General features: G+C 66.1%; 9 protein-coding genes and 1 tRNA gene. 3 read left to right on the top strand and 7 right to left on the bottom strand.

The genetic code is table 11. The annotated features are described in order from the left end of the window. Positions 1-633: 633 nt before the first annotated feature. Positions 634-2,022, bottom strand: coding sequence for a PhoPQ-activated pathogenicity-related family protein (locus tag ACPDIT_RS09880; RefSeq protein ID WP_423443033.1), 1,389 nt, complete (start codon positions 2,020-2,022; stop codon positions 634-636). Positions 2,023-3,118: 1,096 nt separating this feature from the next. Between ACPDIT_RS09880 and tig the strand changes: the two genes are divergently transcribed. The 3 genes from tig to ACPDIT_RS09865 all read left to right on the top strand — a co-directional run bounded on the left by tig (position 3,119) and on the right by ACPDIT_RS09865 (position 7,239). Then, a complete protein-coding gene (gene tig, locus ACPDIT_RS09875; protein WP_423443032.1) occupies positions 3,119-4,459 on the top strand; it encodes a trigger factor in 1,341 nt (446 codons plus the stop codon). Positions 4,460-5,944: 1,485 nt separating this feature from the next. After that, positions 5,945-6,607 carry a bifunctional 4-hydroxy-2-oxoglutarate aldolase/2-dehydro-3-deoxy-phosphogluconate aldolase gene (locus ACPDIT_RS09870; protein ID WP_423443031.1) on the top strand — a complete coding sequence of 221 codons (663 nt, stop codon included), beginning with the start codon at positions 5,945-5,947 and terminating at the stop codon, positions 6,605-6,607. A gap of 5 nt (positions 6,608-6,612) precedes the next feature. Then, positions 6,613-7,239, top strand: a complete 627-nt coding sequence (locus ACPDIT_RS09865; RefSeq protein WP_423443030.1) for a hypothetical protein — start codon at positions 6,613-6,615, stop codon at positions 7,237-7,239. 31 nt (positions 7,240-7,270) lie between these two features. Here ACPDIT_RS09865 and ACPDIT_RS09860 read toward each other — a convergent pair whose 3' ends face one another. From ACPDIT_RS09860 to gltB, 6 genes are all read right to left on the bottom strand, one after another. Continuing rightward, positions 7,271-7,963, bottom strand: a complete 693-nt coding sequence (locus ACPDIT_RS09860) for a DUF72 domain-containing protein (protein WP_423443029.1) — start codon at positions 7,961-7,963, stop codon at positions 7,271-7,273. 969 nt (positions 7,964-8,932) lie between these two features. After that, a complete protein-coding gene (locus ACPDIT_RS09855; protein ID WP_423443028.1) occupies positions 8,933-9,928 on the bottom strand; it encodes a hypothetical protein in 996 nt (331 codons plus the stop codon). 129 nt (positions 9,929-10,057) lie between these two features. Further along, positions 10,058-10,134: transfer RNA gene (locus ACPDIT_RS09850), tRNA-Gly, on the bottom strand. 905 nt (positions 10,135-11,039) lie between these two features. Next, the gene (carA, locus tag ACPDIT_RS09845; RefSeq protein WP_423443027.1) at positions 11,040-12,185 is read right to left on the bottom strand and encodes a glutamine-hydrolyzing carbamoyl-phosphate synthase small subunit; all 1,146 of its coding nucleotides are present in this window, start codon (positions 12,183-12,185) and stop codon (positions 11,040-11,042) included. A 13-nt stretch (positions 12,186-12,198) separates the two neighbouring features. Then, the gene (locus ACPDIT_RS09840) at positions 12,199-13,683 is read right to left on the bottom strand and encodes a glutamate synthase subunit beta (protein ID WP_423443026.1); all 1,485 of its coding nucleotides are present in this window, start codon (positions 13,681-13,683) and stop codon (positions 12,199-12,201) included. A gap of 37 nt (positions 13,684-13,720) precedes the next feature. Continuing rightward, positions 13,721-18,364, bottom strand: a complete 4,644-nt coding sequence (gene gltB, locus ACPDIT_RS09835; protein ID WP_423443025.1) for a glutamate synthase large subunit — start codon at positions 18,362-18,364, stop codon at positions 13,721-13,723. Between the last annotated feature and the right edge of the window lie 328 nt (positions 18,365-18,692).

The raw sequence follows: 18,692 nt of genomic DNA, 5'->3' as shown, positions 1-18,692 counted from the left end.
TCTGCCAATTGCCGGGTTGGGCCGAAACCTGGGGGCCGCCGATCGCCCCGGCCTTCCTTTACACCTCTTGTGGGCAGAAGCCCTGGCCGTTCACACCGCAGGACACAGCCTGCGACCAGGACCAGGGTTCCCCGCCCCGGCACCCGACCCCACCAGATGCCGGGCAGGAAACTCGAATCCGGCCGGCCCGTCTTCAAGCGACCAGCCGGCCATGCCCAATCCCCGAAGACGGAAGCCTCAGCGGCACGTGCGGCCGTTGCGCGCCAACCACTCCGGAGCCGTTCATGCCGGTGTCCGCCCGAAATCGATCGTCCAGCGGCCCGATCGCCCGGTTCACCGGTGGACCCCGCAGATCCGTTGGCGCCAGCGTCTGTTTGGTCCGGAGGCATGCCACACAAACCATGAATCGCCCGTGGAGAGCCGGGATTGACCGGCGCGGTGCCGGGGTCGGGCGGGCGGTGCCTTCTCCGTCCGGTGCCGCGGACCCGCCGATGGAAGTGCTGGCGCGATCTGGGAAACGCCGGACCGCGCCGGCGCTGCCCCGCCCGCTTGTGTCGGCCGCAGAGGCGTGAATCGCCTGCGCGCCGGTCCGGCTCAGTGTCGGCACAGTCCGGTGCTGCGCGGGCGCACCGGCTATCGGGCCGAGCGGGTTCCCTGCGGTTTCAAGGGCACGAACTCGTGCTCCGTGCGGTCCGGGCGCACCCATACGGGCGTGGTGAGCTTCAGCGGGACATTCAGCGGACCGTCATAGGTCAGTTCCACCAGCGAAGCCGTCCAACCCGCGGGAGGATCGGAGAGTCTGACCACGCACTGCCCCTGTTCGATCGGCAGCGGCCTGGCCACCCAGTTGGTCCCGAACGTTTCCACGCGGAAGTCGCGCGCCTTCGGGTTGGTGGCCTGCCAGAGCGTAACGCCACGGGGGCGGTCGGCGACCTCAACCCGCAAAGTGCCGTCCGGGTCATACTGCCACTGGAAGCGCGGCCGCGGCCGGTTTTCCAGAATCGAGGCATAAAACGCTTTGAGCGTGTCGAACGCGTCCGTACCACGGAGCGAATGATCGGCATTGGGCACATAGCGCAGATGTTTCTCCCCGGGCAACTCGTCGAAATAAAACTGCCAGGAATCGGGCAGAAAAAACTGATCGCCCGTGGCGTGAATGAGCAACTTGGGCATGGTGAGGCGGTCCCGATAGTGGAACGGGTCCTCGATGCGGGCGAGCGCCGTCAGTTCCGCCGAACCCATCCAGTTCATGATGCCGTGGGCGACGTAATCGCCGACGGCGGGGGCCCAAAATCCATAGGCCGCGTAGTGGTGACGCATCGAGGCTTCCAGATTCAGCACGTCGATGACGATGGGCACGATCGCCACCACCCGGTCATCCACGGCCGCCGTGGTCCACGTGGTCCAACCGCGTTTGGACCCGCCCGCCACCACAAAGCGTTGGACGCTGTGTCCGCCTCCCTCCGCCGAGCCACAGAAAGCCGTCACCGTATCCATCGCTCGAACGGCCGCCTTGGTCATGGGCAGGCGAGCCGGCCACTGTTCATCCCCGGTGCGCAAAAACCGGTCCCACGTGTAAGCGATCAGATCGTCCTCGACCCGCTCCTGCCCATCTCCGTGAAACATCAAGGGCTGGTTGGGCACGTTGCGCAGTTCGGCCACGACGGAGTGGGTTTCGACCGCCAGCCGGATCAGGTTCGCGTCCATGCTCGAGGGCGGCTCGGCGCGGTTGTTGCCCCCGCCGATGAAAAGCAGGGCGGTGCGATGCCGGACCTCTGCGGGAACCGCCACCAGTAGCCAGTGCTCCCACACGGTCCGGTTTACTTCGTTTGTGTTGCGCCATGTCTGCGATCGCATGCGCAACACGTGCACCTGACCCGCCGGTGCCGTCAGAGTGCCCACCCGTTCAAATCCGTAGGCCGGATCCGGCCCGGCCACGTAACGGTCCAGCGCCGTCTGCCGGGCCGGGTCCGTCACCCGCGGCGCGGCGATGCACCATGTGGCCAGCAGCAGGCCCGGCATCAGCCGGGGCCACCGGACCCTCCCAACAGCTCGGGCGGGCAACCGGGTCGGCCCACGGTCTCCAACTGCCTGCCCGGCCACAAAAGGGGCATCGTGGGAACGAGCGCTGTTTCTCCACAAGGGTGATTGGGGACCGGGATCCAAGGAGGCAGTTTCAGAAGGGTCGCGGAGTTGGTCGTTCACGCCCCCGGAGCATACGGCGTTTCAGCGCCTCGACAACTTCGATTTTGCGGCCAATTCGCCCTCGTGAGCGCAACCTGGCACACCGGCGAGGGCTTTCCACGCGAGCACAGACGGCGATCGGACAGCCCATCCTGGAAGGCGGACCGGCAACCATCCCTGAGTCCGTGGCGGGTTGCACCCGGACGCCCCTCCGGCTCCGGGCCGGGTACGCTGCCGCGGGTTCAGTTTGCGACAGGTCCGCGCGCCTGCACGGGACCGCCCCGGCGGCAAGCAGGGCTCCGCACCGGCCATGCACCCTTTTGACGAGCAGAGCCGTCGCGCCGACGGAATCACACAAAGGCGGCGCCTCCAGGTGCGCGATGAAACTTCGACCTGCAACGCCAATTTCCGGTGAAGATTCCAGGCAGCTGGAGATCCGCAAGGGCCGGGCGAATTTCCCCGAAAAAACCGGCGCGGCGGGGCGCTGTTGTCGCCCATCGGCTGGCCGGCCCGACACGACTGCGGGCTGCCCGGGCAGAGTCCAGCGTTGCTGGCCGACTTCGAAGCCGCCCGCCCCGGGAGCTCCGCGCTTCTCGCAACGTCTGGGCCCGGCTGCGATCCTTCCCGAACTTCGCTGCAACCTGGCCCCACCTCGCCCGGGTCCGACCCGCGGTTCGACCGGGCGCCTGTTCAAGTCCCGGATTCAAGACTCCCGGGGAAATGCCGTTTCCCCCGCCCTTCCCGTGCCGAGGACCCCGGAATTCCGCCGGGCTTTGGCGGCATCCAGGTCCGAAATGCAGCGTGTCGCGCATCGGCGGGCCGGGAAGCTTGACGGTCGGGCTTCGTTGGCTAGACTGCGAAGCTCTGCCGGTTGGGCCGATTTCCCCGCGCGGAAGCGTCAACCCGGGCCGGCAGCCAGCAGAAAGGATTTACCGTGAACGTTTCGGTCGAGAGCATCGCGCCCTGCCGCAAGTTGGTGCGCGTGGAGGTGGAAACCGAGAAGGTTGAACAAACCTTCGAAGAGGTGATTCACGAGTACCGCAAGCGGGCGGTGTTGCCCGGGTTCCGCCCCGGCAAGGCCCCCCGGGACATTGTGGAGCGACGGTTCCAGCAGGACATTCGGGAGGATGTCCGCGAGAGGCTGCTTCGCGACTGTCTTCATCACCTCCTGAAGGAAAGCGACCTGCGGGTGCTGCGCACGGAGAATGTGGAGGTGCTGCAGTTCGACCGCGGCCAGGCCCTGCAGGCGTTGTTCACGTTGGAAACGGAACCGGAATTCGAGCTTCCCGAGTACAAGGGCCTGCCCGTCAAACGGGAAATCCGCACGGTGACCGACGAGGACGTGGAGCGGGCGCTGGAGATGCTCCGACAGCACCGGGTGAATTACGTCACCGTGGACCGGCCCGCCGCGGCCGGGGACGTGGTGGTGGTCAACTACACGGCCACCATCGAGGGCCGTCCGGTGTTGGAGGTGGCGCCCGAAGCCAAAAGCCTTGCCGAAAGCAAGGGCTTTTGGGTGCGGGTGGACGGCCGTTCCTTCCTGCCCGGCTTCGGCGAACAGTTGGCCGGGGCGAAGGCCGGCGAGCGTCGCACGGTGAACCTGCTCATCCCGCCGGATTATCCCGACCCCAAGCTGGCCGGCCGCCCCGCCTCGTTCGATGTGGAGGTCCTCGAGGTGAAGGAACCGGTGCTGCCGGCGCTGAACGAGGAGTTCGCCCGCAGTTACGGAGCCGAAAACCTGGAAGCCCTGCGCGCCGGCGTGCGCCGCGACCTGGAAAACGAGCTGAAGCACAAGCTGGACCGTCAGGTGCGCGTACAGTTGCTCCGTGCCCTGCTGGAGCGGGTGCATTTCGATCTCCCGGAGTCCGCCGTGGAAACGGAAACCCGCAACGCCGTGTACGACATCGTGCTCGAGAACACGCGGCGCGGCGTCAGCCGGGAGATGATCGAGCAGCAAAAGGAGTCGATTTACGAGGCGGCTTCCCGCAGCGCACGCGAGCGGGTCAAACTCAACTTCATCATCCAGCGCATCGCCGAGAAGGAAGGCATCACGGTATCCAACGAGGAAATCCAGCGCCGCATCACCGTGCTGGCGGCCATGCATCAGATTCCTCCCGACAAGCTCTTGAAAGACCTCCAGGAACGAAACGCGCTCATTCAAGTGTACGACGAGATCGCCCGCGAAAAAGTCCTGGATTTCCTCCAACAGCATGCGCGGATCGAGGAGGTGCCGCCCGATCAGATGCCCATCGGGCTGGCCACCGCGCGCCCCTGATCTCCCGACCGCGGGCAAAGGTCCCGCCAGCCGGGCTGTCGTTCTTCTCGAGGAATCGCCGTGCACCGGCGACGCTGACGCATTGCGGGTCGGCCCCCGAAAGAGGAAAGCCCTCGCATCCAGCGCCGCGCGTTGTTGCACTGCTCCGTTCGTTTCCATCGCCCCGGGATTACAAGGAACCGGCCGAACAATCCGGCCTTCGGAAGTCGGAGATCTCCGGCACGAAGCCCTTTCCAAGTCCAGTGGTTTTGCCCAGTACGCAAGGGCCGGGAATCGGGTCGCACAAGTCCGCGCCAGCGCATAAACGCGGGGCCGTTGATGGGATCCAAACCGACGCTGCAGCCCCAACGTCGCCTTACCTCCCCGCCCCCGCCACGATGCCGGGTACGGGCCCCGAGTTTCCCAACGTCCTTGGAACCGGGGCGGTTCGGTTGGACGGTACCTGTGCCTTGGAGGCACCGGTGTTCACGGGCCCGCGGGTCTCGCCGGGCGCATTTCCGCTTTTGGACACCCCGAGAGCGAGGACATGGGGACCTCCCGGGCATGGGAAAAGCCGAGGGACCGTGACATTCCGTGGGGACCTCTGAGTTCGGGCGCAAACACGAATCGCGCCCGCCGCTGCCCACAGGTCGCGCGGAACACTCCACGCGCCGAAGGCGCGACCGTTCGTCAGCCCGGGGCAGCGCCCCGGGGGGGTCGGCCCGGAAAACCCGATCACGCCCTGAAAGGGCGTAACTCCGTGGGCCCCTCGCGAGGAGCGGCCATCTCCACAACAAGTTCCGCCCCTTCAGGGCGGGACGAATCCGTTTGGCCTGCCTGCCCAGGGCGTTGCCCTGGGCTGGTGAATCGCCGCCCCGTTGGGGCGGACCCATGACATGCGAAAGGAGCGAAACATTCCCGGGTCCTCGTAGGTTCAGCAGGGATCCGATTGAATGGCGTCGGGTTCGAGGATTGCCACTCCCCGGGGTGGGAACCGGCGAGGCCCCGCCGTCCGGCGCCTTTGGATCGTGGCCCACGTCGTGATGCGCCGCCCATGGGTCGCATGGGGGATTTAACGTGTCGGAGGCGCAACCTTGGACCCGGGATCGAGGTCCTCCGCCAGCCCAGGGCGCCTTCTTGGGCCGCCACATTCACCGCCCGGTGGGAGTCATTCCGGCGTGCGTAGAAGGCACCAAACGTTTACGGCTCTTGAGGGGCTCGTTCGCACGGAAAGAGCAGGCGCTGCACCGGAGGCAGGTACGCTTGCAACATCGGCTCAGGCGGAGCCCACCATCGCCGCAGACCCGAGGTTCGGCGCTTTTCAGGTCGATGACTTGTCCGTGAGCCCGGCGGAATCCCAGACATCCTGGGCGCCCCGAGGGAAGAAGGCATTTCTTGGGCACCTTTCAAGCCGCAGCTCAAAAGCGGAAATGCGGCGCGTCTGTCTTCGCGGCCGACTTTTTCCGCGACAGCCACCGCGCTTTTTGCCAGATTCAATCCCTGATTATGCGTACGCGGGATGAGATCCTACAGGCGTTGACAGACCCGGGCATTATTGCCGTGGTCAGGGCGCAGTCGCGGGAACAGGTGGTGCCTTTGACCGAGGCCCTGCTGGCGGGAGGCGTCCGTGCCGTGGAGGTCACGTTGACCACGCCGGACGCGTACAGTGCCATCGAGGAGGCGCGGAAGCGCTTCGGGCGCGATGCCCTCATCGGTGCCGGAACCGTGCTGAGCGCGGACCAGTGTCGGGCCGTGTTGGCCAGTGGCGCGGAGTTCGTCGTGACCCCGCTGGCCCGACCGGACTTCGTCCCCATCATCTTCACGGCCGGCGCCGTCAGTGTCATCGGCGCGTTCACGCCCACGGAAGCGCAATGGGCGCACGAGGCCGGGGCGGATTTTATCAAGCTGTTCCCCGCCGAGATCCTGGGACCGGGCTATGTCCGTTCGGTGCGTGCGCCCCTGCCCCATCTGCGGTTCATTCCGACCGGCGGGGTGACCGTGGACAATCTGGCGGAATGGTTCCGGGCAGGCTGCCCCGCCGTGGGTGTGGGCTCCGCTCTGGTGTCCAGGGAAATCCTGGCTGCCAACGACTGGGCGGAGTTGCAGCGGCGCGCTGCGGCCTATGCCCAGGCCGCCCGAGCGGCCCGTGCGTCCCAACCAGGCACCTGAGCTGCATGAACGGCACAGCACCACGAGTGCGGCGTGCCACCGTCGATGATTTGGGCCAGCTTCGACCGCTGTGGTCGGCACAGCTGGTCGATTCGGCCGGTCTGGAACGGCGGATCACGGAGTTCCAGGTCGTCGAAACGCCCGAGGGCCGCATCCTCGGCGCCGTGGCCCTGGAAATGCGACAGGGCCACGGCCGAATTCACAGCGAAGTCTTTGCCGACTTTGCCGAGGCGGATCGCTGCCGCGCCGTGCTCTGGGAACGACTCGAACAGGTGGCACGGAATCACGGTTTGTACCGACTTTGGACCTGCGAAGAAGCGCCGTTTTGGAGCCGTTGCGGCCTGCTCCCGGCCCCCGAATCCCTCCTGGAACAACTGCCCGCCGAGTGGCGTGCACTCAAGGGACGCTGGTTGACGCTGCAACTGCGCGAGCCCCCGCCCGAAGGCCTTTCCATCGAAAAGGAGTTCGAGCTGTTCATGCAAGCCGAACGGGAGCGAACCCTGGCCTGGCTCGAGCGCGCCCGGCTCTTCAAACAGATCGCCACCGTGGTGGCTCTGATCCTGGCGGTGCTCGTCCTGGGTGCGGTCATTTACCTGCTGCGCCGGTCTCCCGTCGGCGCGAATGGACCGTGACCAACCCTCCCGGAGCGAGGGAGCGCAGAGATCACGATCGTTCCCCGGTGGCATCCCCCGGCACCCGGGCCAGGAACCGGAGCGCGTCCTCGCGCATGCTGACGTTGTTGAACAGCACGTAGGCCGGTCCCCGACCCACCCGCGCCCGAAGCTCCTCGAGCTCCTCGTCCGTAAACCGGTGGCGATATCCGGTCAGGCCGTGGAGCCGGTAGTACGGAATTTCTCCCCAGACCGGCGCCTGCCGAAAAGGATCCACGGCGTGCGTCAGCCCGAGTTCCTCGCACAGCTCCCGCACTAGGGACGCGGGCCAATCCCCCCGGGGTTCCCAAACCAAATCCAGCCCGCCCCGGTCGATCGTTCGGAAGAACTCCCGCAGCGACCGCACATGATCCGGCGCCGGTGTGAACCGCGCGGGACATTGAAAGAGCACCCGGCGCGCCCCCAGCGCCTCGGCCACGGCTCGCGTGCGCGCCCAGGCCGTCTGCACGATCTCGCTGGATTGGAATCCCCCACAGCCGCGCAGCTGTTCCGTGGACAGCGGCGTCCGGAGCCGCCGGTAGGTGGGGCTTTGTGGCGGATGCGTGATCAGCTGCCAGGCCTTCAGTGTGAACTCGAAATCCGCCGGGGCCGCCGCCCGCCAGCGTCGGACCGTTTGGATCTGCGGCGGCTCGTAAAACGTCTGTTGCACCTCCACCAGGCGAAATGTCCGAAAATACTCATCCATGCGGCCCGCAAACCCGCAACAGCCCACCTTGAGGGCCGACCCGGTCGGGGCCGAAACCGCTGTCGGTGCTGGGCCCGGACGACTCATGCACCGTTACGTGCCCGGCTCGGCTTTCGAGCTTTGCCCGCCGCATGCCGAACTGGTGCGGCATGCTTTGCTCCCGGGACTCTAGCCCCGCGGGGCGCTCGAGGAAAGTGCCGTACTGGACTGTCGGCGCGGACTTGTCTGCGCTCGGTGCTCCAGAGCGACGGCCGAATTTCAAGCCCCCGATTCTCCGGCTCCGGGGCCCTCGTTCCGCCGCTCGCCGCGATCCTCCCTCGTGCCGGGCGCCCCGGCCACCTCGCGGAGTCCCCGCCCGGGGGACGCTCGGAACCGGCGGAACGTTCATGAGCTGCGGCAGCACCCCGTGGCAGTTCCGTCTGAGCCCGACTCCGAAATCCCCGGTTGAGCGGATGAAAGCCGATGACTTCGACGATGCCTGTCATCGTCAGCAGGGCTCGCACCTCTGCAAGGTCGGGGATCGCATGGCCGGAGACATGTGCGCCTCCAACGCCCTCGGCTTGCCGGGAACCGGCGTTTTCGAACTGCGATCGCGCCCAAACTGCTGGAGTCATCGAAGCCCACAACGCGCGCAAGATGAGGCAAGCCGGTCGGCCCATCCTGCCCCGCCGAAAAGCGTCCCACCGGCCACCCCGAACAGGCGACCCACCGCATCCCCATTCGGCCTCCGCACCGCAGCCCTCCGGCGTTCCAAGGCGCAGAAGCGGGAGACCGGCGTCGCCATGCGAATCCGATGCACCCTTGCATCCCAAGCGCACTCGTCAACCGTGTGGTCGCGAGTGCCCCGGTGGTCCGGGCGGCAAACCTTCGGAGCCGGACGAAATGCCTGCCCTGGCTTCGGGTGCCGCCTCGCACACTTGTCCCGCAGGACGGCGCGGCTGTCGCATCCCCGCAACCGGCCTGGCGGGGCTACTGCGGCTTCCACGCCTGCAAATCGAACAGAAAAATCCCGTGGCCCACCCCGGCCGCATCTCGCGAGCGCGCCAGTTGAAAGGCGATGTACCGGCCGTCGTCCCGCACCACCGGATTGGAAGCCTTGAATCCCGGAAAGTCACTGAAATGGGTCAGTCGTTGGTAACGGCCGGTCCCGTCCAGTTCCAGGCGCCAGAGATCGACGTGACCCGGACCGAGCCGGTTCTGGCGGTCGCACTCCACCAACGTGGCCGAGCCATCCGGAAAAATGCCCTCTGGTTCATCGTACTGGTCGGGCGCGTTGGAGTAATTCGTCACGGCGCCGGTCTCCAGGTTGACCCCGCAGACCTCCGTGCCCTGGTAGCCGTAGGCACTGAAGATCAACTCCTTCTCGTCCGGAGGCCGGAAGTTTTGGGTCTCCAAGGTGCAGGAAAAGGGAAGCTTGCGGCTGTCCAGGACCAGTCGCTGATTTGCCAGACGCGGCCGCCCGTCCTCGTACACGAGGTCGGCCTCCCAGATCCGGGAAGTCCCCGGGGGCATCTCGTCGGGGTACTGGGCAGCCACATGCGTCCACGCCAGGTGCAGGCGGCGTCGGGACACGGCCGGGCCTTCACTGCACTTGGTACCGAGCGGCGTCGGCGGCCGTTCCCGACGCGGGTCCAGCACAAACAACCAGCATTGCACCCTGGCCTCCCCCGGGCGACGCGGATCGAACGACTGGGGGCCCGAGAGCAGAATGTCCCCGTTGGGAAGATACAATGCCCGCGTGTAACCGTGGTGCGCGTAGTGGGCCGTGAGGTTCCGAATGCGACCGGTCTCCAGCTCGAGCTCCATGGCGTCTCCAAAGGTCTTGGACAAAAACAAAATCCGCTTCCCGTCCGGAGACCAGTCCGCACGTTCGCCAAACCAGGTAAGTTGCCGGATGTACGGCGGCAGGTGATCGGCCGGATGCCGGCCCGGAGTCGATGCTTGCCCCTCCGCGCTCCTGGCCACGTCAGTTGCTCCAAGCGCCAGGCGGAGCAAGACGAGGGGCGGAGCCAAACGTGCGACAAGGATCCGGCGCAGGCCGTGCCAACCGCTGGGTCGGAGGGAAACCATGGAGCGACGTTGCCACAAAAAAATTGGAGCGAGCGAAGGGATTCGAACCCTCGACATTCACCTTGGCAAGGTGACGCTCTACCAGGCTGAGCTACGCTCGCTTCCTTACGTCCAACCGAGCTGTACTTTAACCAAAGGCCGCTCAAACGCAAGACCTCTTTTTTGGCGCGCGCGGCTCCCGGAGTGTCCGAGCGTCCCACACCCTCTTCCCCATGGCCCCGGCCAGAAGAACCCGCCCGCGGTGGCGGAGCCGAGGCCCGCTGCACGGACCGGTTCGGCTTTTCCCGGTCAATCCGAAATTACCGGGCTCCTGTCGTTGCCATCGGACAAAGCCGCCATCCGGCTTCTGTGCCATCGCGCGCAAGCAGGCGGTTTGGCCACGGCCGGTCGGGCCCGAGCCCGTGCAGACACCCGCGCTTGGAAACCGGGTATTTGAAACTACGTCCCCCCAGAGGTCGAACCCCGGCGCCGGTGGAACCGTAAATGTCCACGGATCGCCTCCCGCGGGCTGCAGCGCGCGGCCAAGGGGCCCGGAACCGTCTTTTGTCGGCCTCCCGGGGGAACGCACTCGTGCGGAAATCCTTGCACGTCCCTGCCCTGCGGTTGCAAAGGAGAAGGCCCGGAGACATGCGCCCCGTCCGCCGGAAACGATTCCTTCTCGAGCCCCGTCTTCAGCTCCGTTCGATCCAAGGGCGTTTTGGGCGAGGCCAAGTTCTTCGCCATCCGGACGGAATGGACACCGCTGCAGAAAGGCGTGACCCCAGCAGCCGATGCGCGGGGACCCTGGCAGCGTGACGCAAGCGGCTCGCCGGCTCGGCCCCGCCCGAGTCCGGCGCGGCTGCATCGCGGAAAACGGCCCCGGCCGCACCAAAGAACGAAAACGAGGCAAAGCATCGGAGCAGGCGCCATGTGGCCGCACCGCAACGAATCTTACCGCCGTTGCTGCGGGTGCCGGTCCGTTCCGGGGCTTGCGGACCGGGAAAGGACTGCACCTTGCCGCCGGGCTTCAGCGGCGCTCGATCAACTCGCGGAACCGGGCAAACAACGGAGCGGCGTCGTGCGGCCCCGGAGAGGCTTCGGGATGATACTGGACCGAGAAGACCGGCTTGGTGCGGTGGCGCATCCCCTCCACGGTTTGATCGTTCAAGTTGATCCGGTCCACGACCACGTCACTGGGCAACGTGGAGGGATCCACCGCAAACCCGTGGTTTTGCGAGGTGATTTCGACGCGACCGGTCTCCAGGTCCTTGACCGGTTGATTGGCGCCGTGGTGACCGAATTTCAGTTTGAAGGTCTTGCCGCCGAAGGCCTGGCCGAGGATCTGGTGCCCGAGGCAAATGCCGAAGATCGGGATGCCGGTGCGCAACAGTTCGGCCGCCGCGCGAACGGCATAATCCAGCGCAGCCGGATCCCCGGGGCCGTTCGACAAAAAGATGCCGGCCGGCTTGTACCGCAATGCTTCCTCGGCCGGCGTGTGGGCCGGTACGACCTGGACCGCAAAGCCGTGCCGACGCAGCTGACGCAGGATGTTGTATTTCATCCCGAAGTCATAGGCCACGATCGGGATGTCCGCCGGGGGCAACCGCGGCGGCTGAACACGGGGATTGCTGTTCTCCAAATGGAACGGGCGACTCAACTCATCCTTCTCGTCCCACCGAAAGGGTTCGGGATGAGTTACCTCCTTGACGTAATCGACCCCGATCAAGCCGTGCCAGGCCCGGGCGCGCGCCACGGCCTCCTCCTCCGAAACGTCCTCCGTGGAGATGAACCCGTTCAGGGCACCGCGCACGCGCAACTTGCGGGTCAGGGCGCGGGTGTCCACGCCTTGAATGCCGGGGATGCCGTAGGCCTCCAGGTACTCCGCGAGGCTGCGGGTGGCCCGCCAGTTGGAAGCCACCGGGGAAAGCTCGCGGACAACAAATCCGGCCACGTGCGGACGCCAGGATTCCACGTCCTCTTCGTTGACCCCGTAGTTGCCGATGTGCGGATAGGTCATGGTCACGATCTGGCCCTTGTACGAGGGATCCGTCAGGATCTCCTGGTACCCCGTCATGGCCGTGTTGAAGCAGACCTCTCCGCAAGCGGAAGCGCGCGCACCGAAACCGATGCCCCGATATACGGTGCCGTCTTCGAGTGCCAGGACAGCTTTCATGGGAGGCAGCGGGTCAGGGAAGCACGGTCTGGCCCATCAGGAACCGGTCCACTTCCCGGGCGCACGCGCGACCTTCGTTGATGGCCCAGACCACCAGGCTCTGGCCCCGCCGCATGTCGCCCGCGGCGAAGACGCGCGGAACATTGGTCTGGAACCGGCCGTACTCGGCCTTCACGTTGCTGCGCGCGTCCCGTTCGATTTCGAGCTGGTCGAGGATCGTTTCCTCCGGTCCCAGGAAGCCCATGGCCAGCAGGACGAGCTGGGCCGGCAGGGTTTGCTCGGTGCCGGGGACGGGCACGGGACTGAAGCGGCCCTGGGCATCTTTCTGCCAGTCCACCATGACGGTGCGCACGCCCTTGACGTGGCCGCGTTCGTCGCCCAGGAATCGCACCACCGTGGTGCGGTACCGGCGGGGATCCTCGCCCTGCACGGCCGCGGCTTCTTCCTGGCCGTAGTCCACTCGAAAGATGCGGGGCCACTCCGGCCAGGGATTGTTGGGCGCGCGCGTCTCTGGGGGTTTGGGCAGGATCTCCAATTGCAACACGCTGCGGCAGCCCTGCCGCAGGGCCGTGGCCACGCAGTCGGTTCCCGTGTCGCCCCCGCCCACGACGATGACATCCTTGTCCCGGGCGTCGATGTATTCCCCGTGATTGTGGTCGGGGTCCAGGAGCCGCTTCGTGTTGGCGGTGAGAAACTCCATGGCGAAGTGAACGCCCTTGAGATTGCGCCCTTCGACCGGCAGATCCCGCGGCTTGGTCGCTCCGCAGCACAGCACCACCGCATCGTAATCCTCCAAGAGCTTGCCGGCGGGCAGGTCCCGGCCCACCTCGCAATTGGTGATGAACCGGATGCCCTCTTGCGCCAGCAGATCCACGCGACGTTGCACCACCCGTTTGTCCAGCTTCATGTTGGGGATCCCGTACATGAGCAGGCCGCCGATCCGATCCGCCCGTTCGTACACGGTGACCCAGTGGCCGGCGCGGTTCAGTTGGGCCGCGCAGGCCAGCCCCGCCGGTCCGCTTCCCACCACCGCCACCTTTTTGCCCGTGCGCCGCGCCGGCGGTTGGGGCGTGATCCATCCCGATTCCCACCCCCGATCCGCAATGGCGCATTCAATGGCTTTGATCGCCACCGGAGGCCGAATGATACCCAACACGCAGGCCCCTTCGCACGGCGCCGGGCAAACGCGGCCGGTGAATTCCGGGAAGTTGTTGGTCTTGTGCAACCGCTCCAGAGCTTCGCGCCAAAGGCCCCGGTAGACCAGGTCGTTCCACTCCGGAATCAGGTTGTTGATGGGGCAGCCGGAGGCCGCTCCGGCCAGGATGTGACCCGTGTGGCAGAACGGCGTGCCACAATCCATGCACCGGGCCCCCTGCGCGCGCAACCGGGCCTCGTCCATCGGAAGATGGAACTCGTCCCAGTTGCGGATGCGCTGCAACGGCGGCAGTTCCGGCGGCAGTTCGCGTGCGTATTCGAGGAATCCTGTGGGCTTGCCCATGGCGATGACTCAGACCCGGGGAACGACCTGGACCCCATCAGCCGCCGCCGATACGGGCGGCGTCCTTGGTGTTCTCGATGAAGGCGGCCATGATGGCTTCCTCGCCGCTGAGGCCCGCTTCCCGCACCTTGCGCATGGCGGCCAGGACGCGGGCATAGTCCTTGGGCAGGACCTTGACAAACCGCGGCACGTAATCCTTCCAGGACACCAGCACCGTCGCGGCGCGCCGGCTGCCGGTGTACTCCTCGTGACGTTCGATGAGGCGCCGGACCTCGGCGATCTCCTCCTCATCCTCCAAACGGCACAGCATGACCATCTCGAGATTGCAGCGCCGCGGAAAGTCTCCGTCCAGGTCCAGCACATAGGCGATCCCGCCGGACATCCCGGCGGCGAAGTTCTTGCCCGTACGGCCCAACACGACCACGCGCCCGCCGGTCATGTATTCGCAGCCGTGATCGCCGACGCCCTCGACCACGGCATGGGCGCCCGAGTTGCGCACACAGAACCGCTCCCCCGCCACCCCACAAACGTAGGCCTCGCCGCTGGTCGCACCATAGAGGGCCACGTTTCCGATGATGATGTTCTCTTCCGGCGCAAAGGTGGAACCCCGGGGGGGCCGCACGATCAGCTTGGCCCCGGAAAGGCCCTTGCCGAAGTAGTCGTTGGCATCGCCTTCCAAATCGAAGGTGATGCCCCTGGGCATAAAGGCGCCGAAACTCTGTCCGGCCGAGCCCTTGAAATGAATGCGGATGGTGTCCTCCGGCAGTCCCTCGGCCCCGTAGCGCCGGGTGACCTCGCTGCCGAGCATGGTGCCCACCACCCGGTGGCAGTTGCGAATGGGCAACACGGCCCGGACCGGTTCCCCCCGCTCCAGGGCCGGCTGGCAAAGCCGCAACAACAATTGCCGGTCCATCGTCTGGTCCAGACCGTGATCCTGCAGATCCTGACAGAACCGCTTCACAAACGGCGAGACCTCGGGCTGGTAGAAGATGCTGGAAAAGTCCAGCCCGCGCGCCTTCCAATGCTCGATGGCGCGGTTGACATCCAGCTTGTCCGTCCGCCCGATCATGTTGTTGAGGGTGCGGAACCCGAGCTTCGCCATCAGCTCGCGGACCTCCATGGCGATGAAGCGCATGAAGTTGACCACGTGCTCCGGCTTGCCCATGAAGTGCTCGCGCAACCGCGGATCCTGCGTGGCCACGCCCACCGGGCAGGTGTTCTTGTGGCAGACCCGCATCATGATGCAGCCCATGGAGACCAGGGCGGTGGTGGCAAACCCGAACTCCTCGGCCCCCAACAGGGCCGCGATCACCACGTCGCGTCCGGTCTTGAGCTGCCCGTCCACCTCCACGGCGATCCGGCCGCGCAGGTTGTTCAGCAACAGGGTCTGATGCGTCTCGGCCAGACCGAGTTCCCACGGCGTCCCGGCATGTTTGATGGAGGTCAGCGGCGAAGCGCCCGTGCCGCCATCGTGTCCGCTGATCAGCACCACGTCGGCATGCGCCTTGGCCACCCCGGCGGCAATCGTGCCCACGCCCACTTCGGACACCAGCTTCACGCTGATCCGCGCCTCGTGGTTGGCGTTCTTCAGGTCGTGGATCAACTGGGCCAGGTCCTCGATCGAATAGATGTCGTGATGCGGCGGCGGCGAGATCAACCCGACGCCGGGGGTGGAGTGCCGCGTCTTGGCGATCCACGGATACACCTTGTGTCCCGGCAGCTGGCCGCCCTCGCCCGGCTTGGCCCCCTGGGCAATCTTGATCTGGATCTCCTGGGCGTTCACCAGATACAGGCTGGTGACGCCGAACCGGCCCGAGGCGACCTGCTTGATGGCGCTGTTCTTGGAGTCGCCGTTCGGCAGCGGCTTGTAGCGCTCCGGGTCCTCCCCGCCCTCGCCGGTGTTGCTCTTGCCGCCGATGCGGTTCATGGCGATGGCCAGCGTCTCATGGGCCTCCTGGCTGATGGAGCCGTAGCTCATGGCGCCGGACTTGAACCGACGCATGATGCTCTCGATGGGCTCCACCTCCTCCAGCGGGATCGGCTTGGGCGCAAACTTCAGTTCGAACAGGCCGCGCAACGTGCAGAGGTTGCGCGCCTGCTCGTCCACCGCCCGACTGTACTCTTTGAAGGCCTGGTAATCGTTGTTGCGGACCGCCTGCTGCAGCTTGTGAATCGTCGTCGGGTTGAACAGGTGGAATTCGCCATCGGCCCGCCACTGGTACTGACCGCCGGGGTCCAGCGCCACCGTGCCATCGCCTCGATCGACAAAAGCCGCACGGTGCCGCTCGAGGGTTTCGCGCGCGATTTCCTCCAGGCCCACCCCCTCGATGCGGGACGGCGTCCAGGTGAAATACTTGTCCACGAAGTCGCGCCGCAGACCGATGGCCTCGAAGATCTGGGCGCCGCGGTAGCTCTGGATGGTGGAGATGCCCATCTTCGAAGCCACCTTCAGAATGCCCTTGACGGCGGCCTTGATGTAGTTCTTGTGGGCCTTTTCCCGGTCCACCCCGGTCACCAACCCGTCCTCCAGGAGCTTGTCCAGGGTCTCGAAGGCCAGGTAGGGGTTGATGGCACTGGCCCCGTAGCCCACCAGCAGCGCGAAATGATGGACCTCCCGCGGCTCGCCGGACTCCAGCACCAGACTGCACAAGGTCCGACTCCCGGCGCGGATCAGATGGTGATGCAACCCGGACACCGCCAACAGGGCCGGGATGGGCGCCAGCTCCGCGCTCAGTCCGCGGTCCGACAGGATGAGGATGTTGGCGCCCTCCGCGATGGCCGCGTCGGCCTTCTGGTACAACTCCTCCAGCGCCGTCTCCAGGCCCCGGGCGCCGGCCGCCGCGGGGAACAGAATCGGCAGCGTCACCGCCTTGAACCCGGGCCGCTGCACGTTCTGGATCTGTGCCAGTTCTTCGTTGGTGATGATCGGTCCTTCCAGCTTGATGAACCGACAGCTTTCCGGCGTGGGCTCCAACAGGTTGCCCTCCCGGCCCAGGGCCGTTTCCGTGGAGGTCACGATGGCCTCGCGCAGGTAGTCAATCGGCGGGTTGGTCACCTGCGCGAACAGCTGCTTGAAGTAGTTGTACAGCAGCTGCGGCTTGTTGGAGAGCACGGCCAACGGGGTGTCGTTCCCCATGGACCCGATGGGTTCGACCCCCTCGATGGCCATCGGGGCCAGGATCATCCGCTCGTCCTCGTACGTGTATCCGAAAGCCCGCTGCAGCCGCACCAGTTCCGGCTTGGGCCGCTTCGGCGGCACCGGCGCCTCCGGCAGGTCATCGAGCTGCAGCACATACCGGTTCAGCCACTCCCGATACGGCTTCTCCGTGGCGATGGTGTGCTTCAACTCTTCATCCGCCACGATGCGCCCCTGCTCGGTGTCCACCAGCAACATCCGACCCGGCTGCAGTCGGCCCTTGTACTCCACACGCTCGGCCGGAATCTCCAACACCCCGACCTCCGACGACAGGATTACCAGGTCGTCCTTGGTGACGTAGTAGCGCGAGGGCCGCAGTCCATTGCGATCCAAAACCGCACCGATCCGAATCCCGTCCGTAAACGACACCGAAGCCGGCCCGTCCCACGGCTCCATCAGAAAGCGGTGAAACTCGTAGAACGCCTTCTTCTCCGGGCTCATGAACGGATCGTGCTGCCACGGCTCCGGAATCATCATCATGACCGCGTGCGGCAGGCTGCGCCCGGCCAGGACCAGCAACTCCAGACAGTTGTCGAACATCGCCGAGTCGCTGCCGTCCGGCGCGATCACCGGCAGCACCTTGGGCAGATCCTTCCCGAACGCCTGCGATCGGAACAATGCCTGTCGCGCGTGCAACCAGTTGATGTTGCCCCGCAGGGTGTTGATTTCGCCGTTGTGGGCAATGTAGCGATACGGATGCGCGCGGTCCCAGCTCGGGAAGGTGTTGGTGCTGAAACGGGAATGCACCAGGGCCAGCGCGCTGGCCATGAGGGGATCGCTCAGCTCCGGATAATAGGTCCGGAGTTGCTCGGCCGTCAGCATCCCCTTGTACACCAGCGTGCGGTGAGACAACGAACACACGTAGAACCACCGGCCCCAGGGCTCCCCGCCGTAGCGGATCTGCTTTTCTGCCAGCCGGCGCACCACGTAGAGCTTGCGCTCGAAGGCCATGTCATCCCGGAGCGCCGCCGGACGCCCGATGAAGACCTGCCGCATGAACGGCTCGGACGCCTTCGCAGTGGCCCCCAGGTTCCCGTTGTTCGTGGGCACGTCCCGCCATCCGAGCAGCTCCAGCCCCTCCTCCTGCACAATGCGGGCAAACGCGGCTTCACAACGCTGCCGTTCCTCACGGTCCGGAGGCAGGAACACCAGCCCGCACCCGTACTGCTTCTCGCCCGGCAGCTTCAGTCCCACCTCGTCGCAGGCCTGCTCCAAAAACGCGTGCGGCATCTGGATCAGAATTCCCGCACCATCCCCGGTGTTGTTTTCGCAACCGCAAGCCCCGCGATGACGCAGGTTCTCCAGAATGGTCAGGGCATCGGTGATGATGTTGTGGGATTTGCGTCCCTTGACGTGGACCACAAAGCCCACACCGCACGCTTCGTGCTCGAACCGTGGATCATAAAGGCCCTGGGCCGCCGGCCACCCGGGAGGGTTGACCGGGCCGGGCCCCGCCTGTCCCTGCGACTTCTGTTCTGCGTTCATTCTCGCTACACGCCACCTGCCCCAAGCGAACGGGCATGTCCCGCTTATTTAATACGATACGCGGCCGTCCGCAAATGGATTGTTCAGCAAAAAGCGCGCCATGCCGGACACGCACCCGGCCCGCCGGGGGTCCGCCGCCCGCCGCCCGGTGCCGACGGCCGCCCGCAGACCATGGGCTGTGCCCTGCCCGGGCCCCCGGGGCGAACCGGATCCCCCCTCGCAAGTCTCCCGCACGGGCCCGGCCGCCGCCCATCTGCCAGGCGCCGCTCGGATCCCGCGGACCTGCCCAGCATCCCACGCGGGCCGGTCTTGAACATCTTCGGGCCCC

Origin of the sequence: Limisphaera sp. VF-2, assembly GCF_049537125.1 — a bacterium.
Lineage (GTDB): Bacteria > Verrucomicrobiota > Verrucomicrobiia > Limisphaerales > Limisphaeraceae > Limisphaera.
This window is presented reverse-complemented; position numbering and strand designations above follow the sequence as displayed.

Bases quoted from the DNA above. Each gene is read 5' to 3' on its own strand.
- ACPDIT_RS09880 (WP_423443033.1), bottom strand. From the start codon at position 2,022: ATGCCGGGCCTGCTGCTGGCCACATGGTGCATCGCCGCGCCGCGGGTG.
- ACPDIT_RS09870 (WP_423443031.1), top strand. From the start codon at position 5,945: ATGCGTACGCGGGATGAGATCCTACAGGCGTTGACAGACCCGGGCATT.
- ACPDIT_RS09865 (WP_423443030.1), top strand. From the start codon at position 6,613: ATGAACGGCACAGCACCACGAGTGCGGCGTGCCACCGTCGATGATTTG.
- ACPDIT_RS09860 (WP_423443029.1), bottom strand. From the start codon at position 7,963: ATGGATGAGTATTTTCGGACATTTCGCCTGGTGGAGGTGCAACAGACG.
- carA (WP_423443027.1), bottom strand. From the start codon at position 12,185: ATGAAAGCTGTCCTGGCACTCGAAGACGGCACCGTATATCGGGGCATC.
- ACPDIT_RS09840 (WP_423443026.1), bottom strand. From the start codon at position 13,683: ATGGGCAAGCCCACAGGATTCCTCGAATACGCACGCGAACTGCCGCCG.
- gltB (WP_423443025.1), bottom strand. From the start codon at position 18,364: ATGAACGCAGAACAGAAGTCGCAGGGACAGGCGGGGCCCGGCCCGGTC.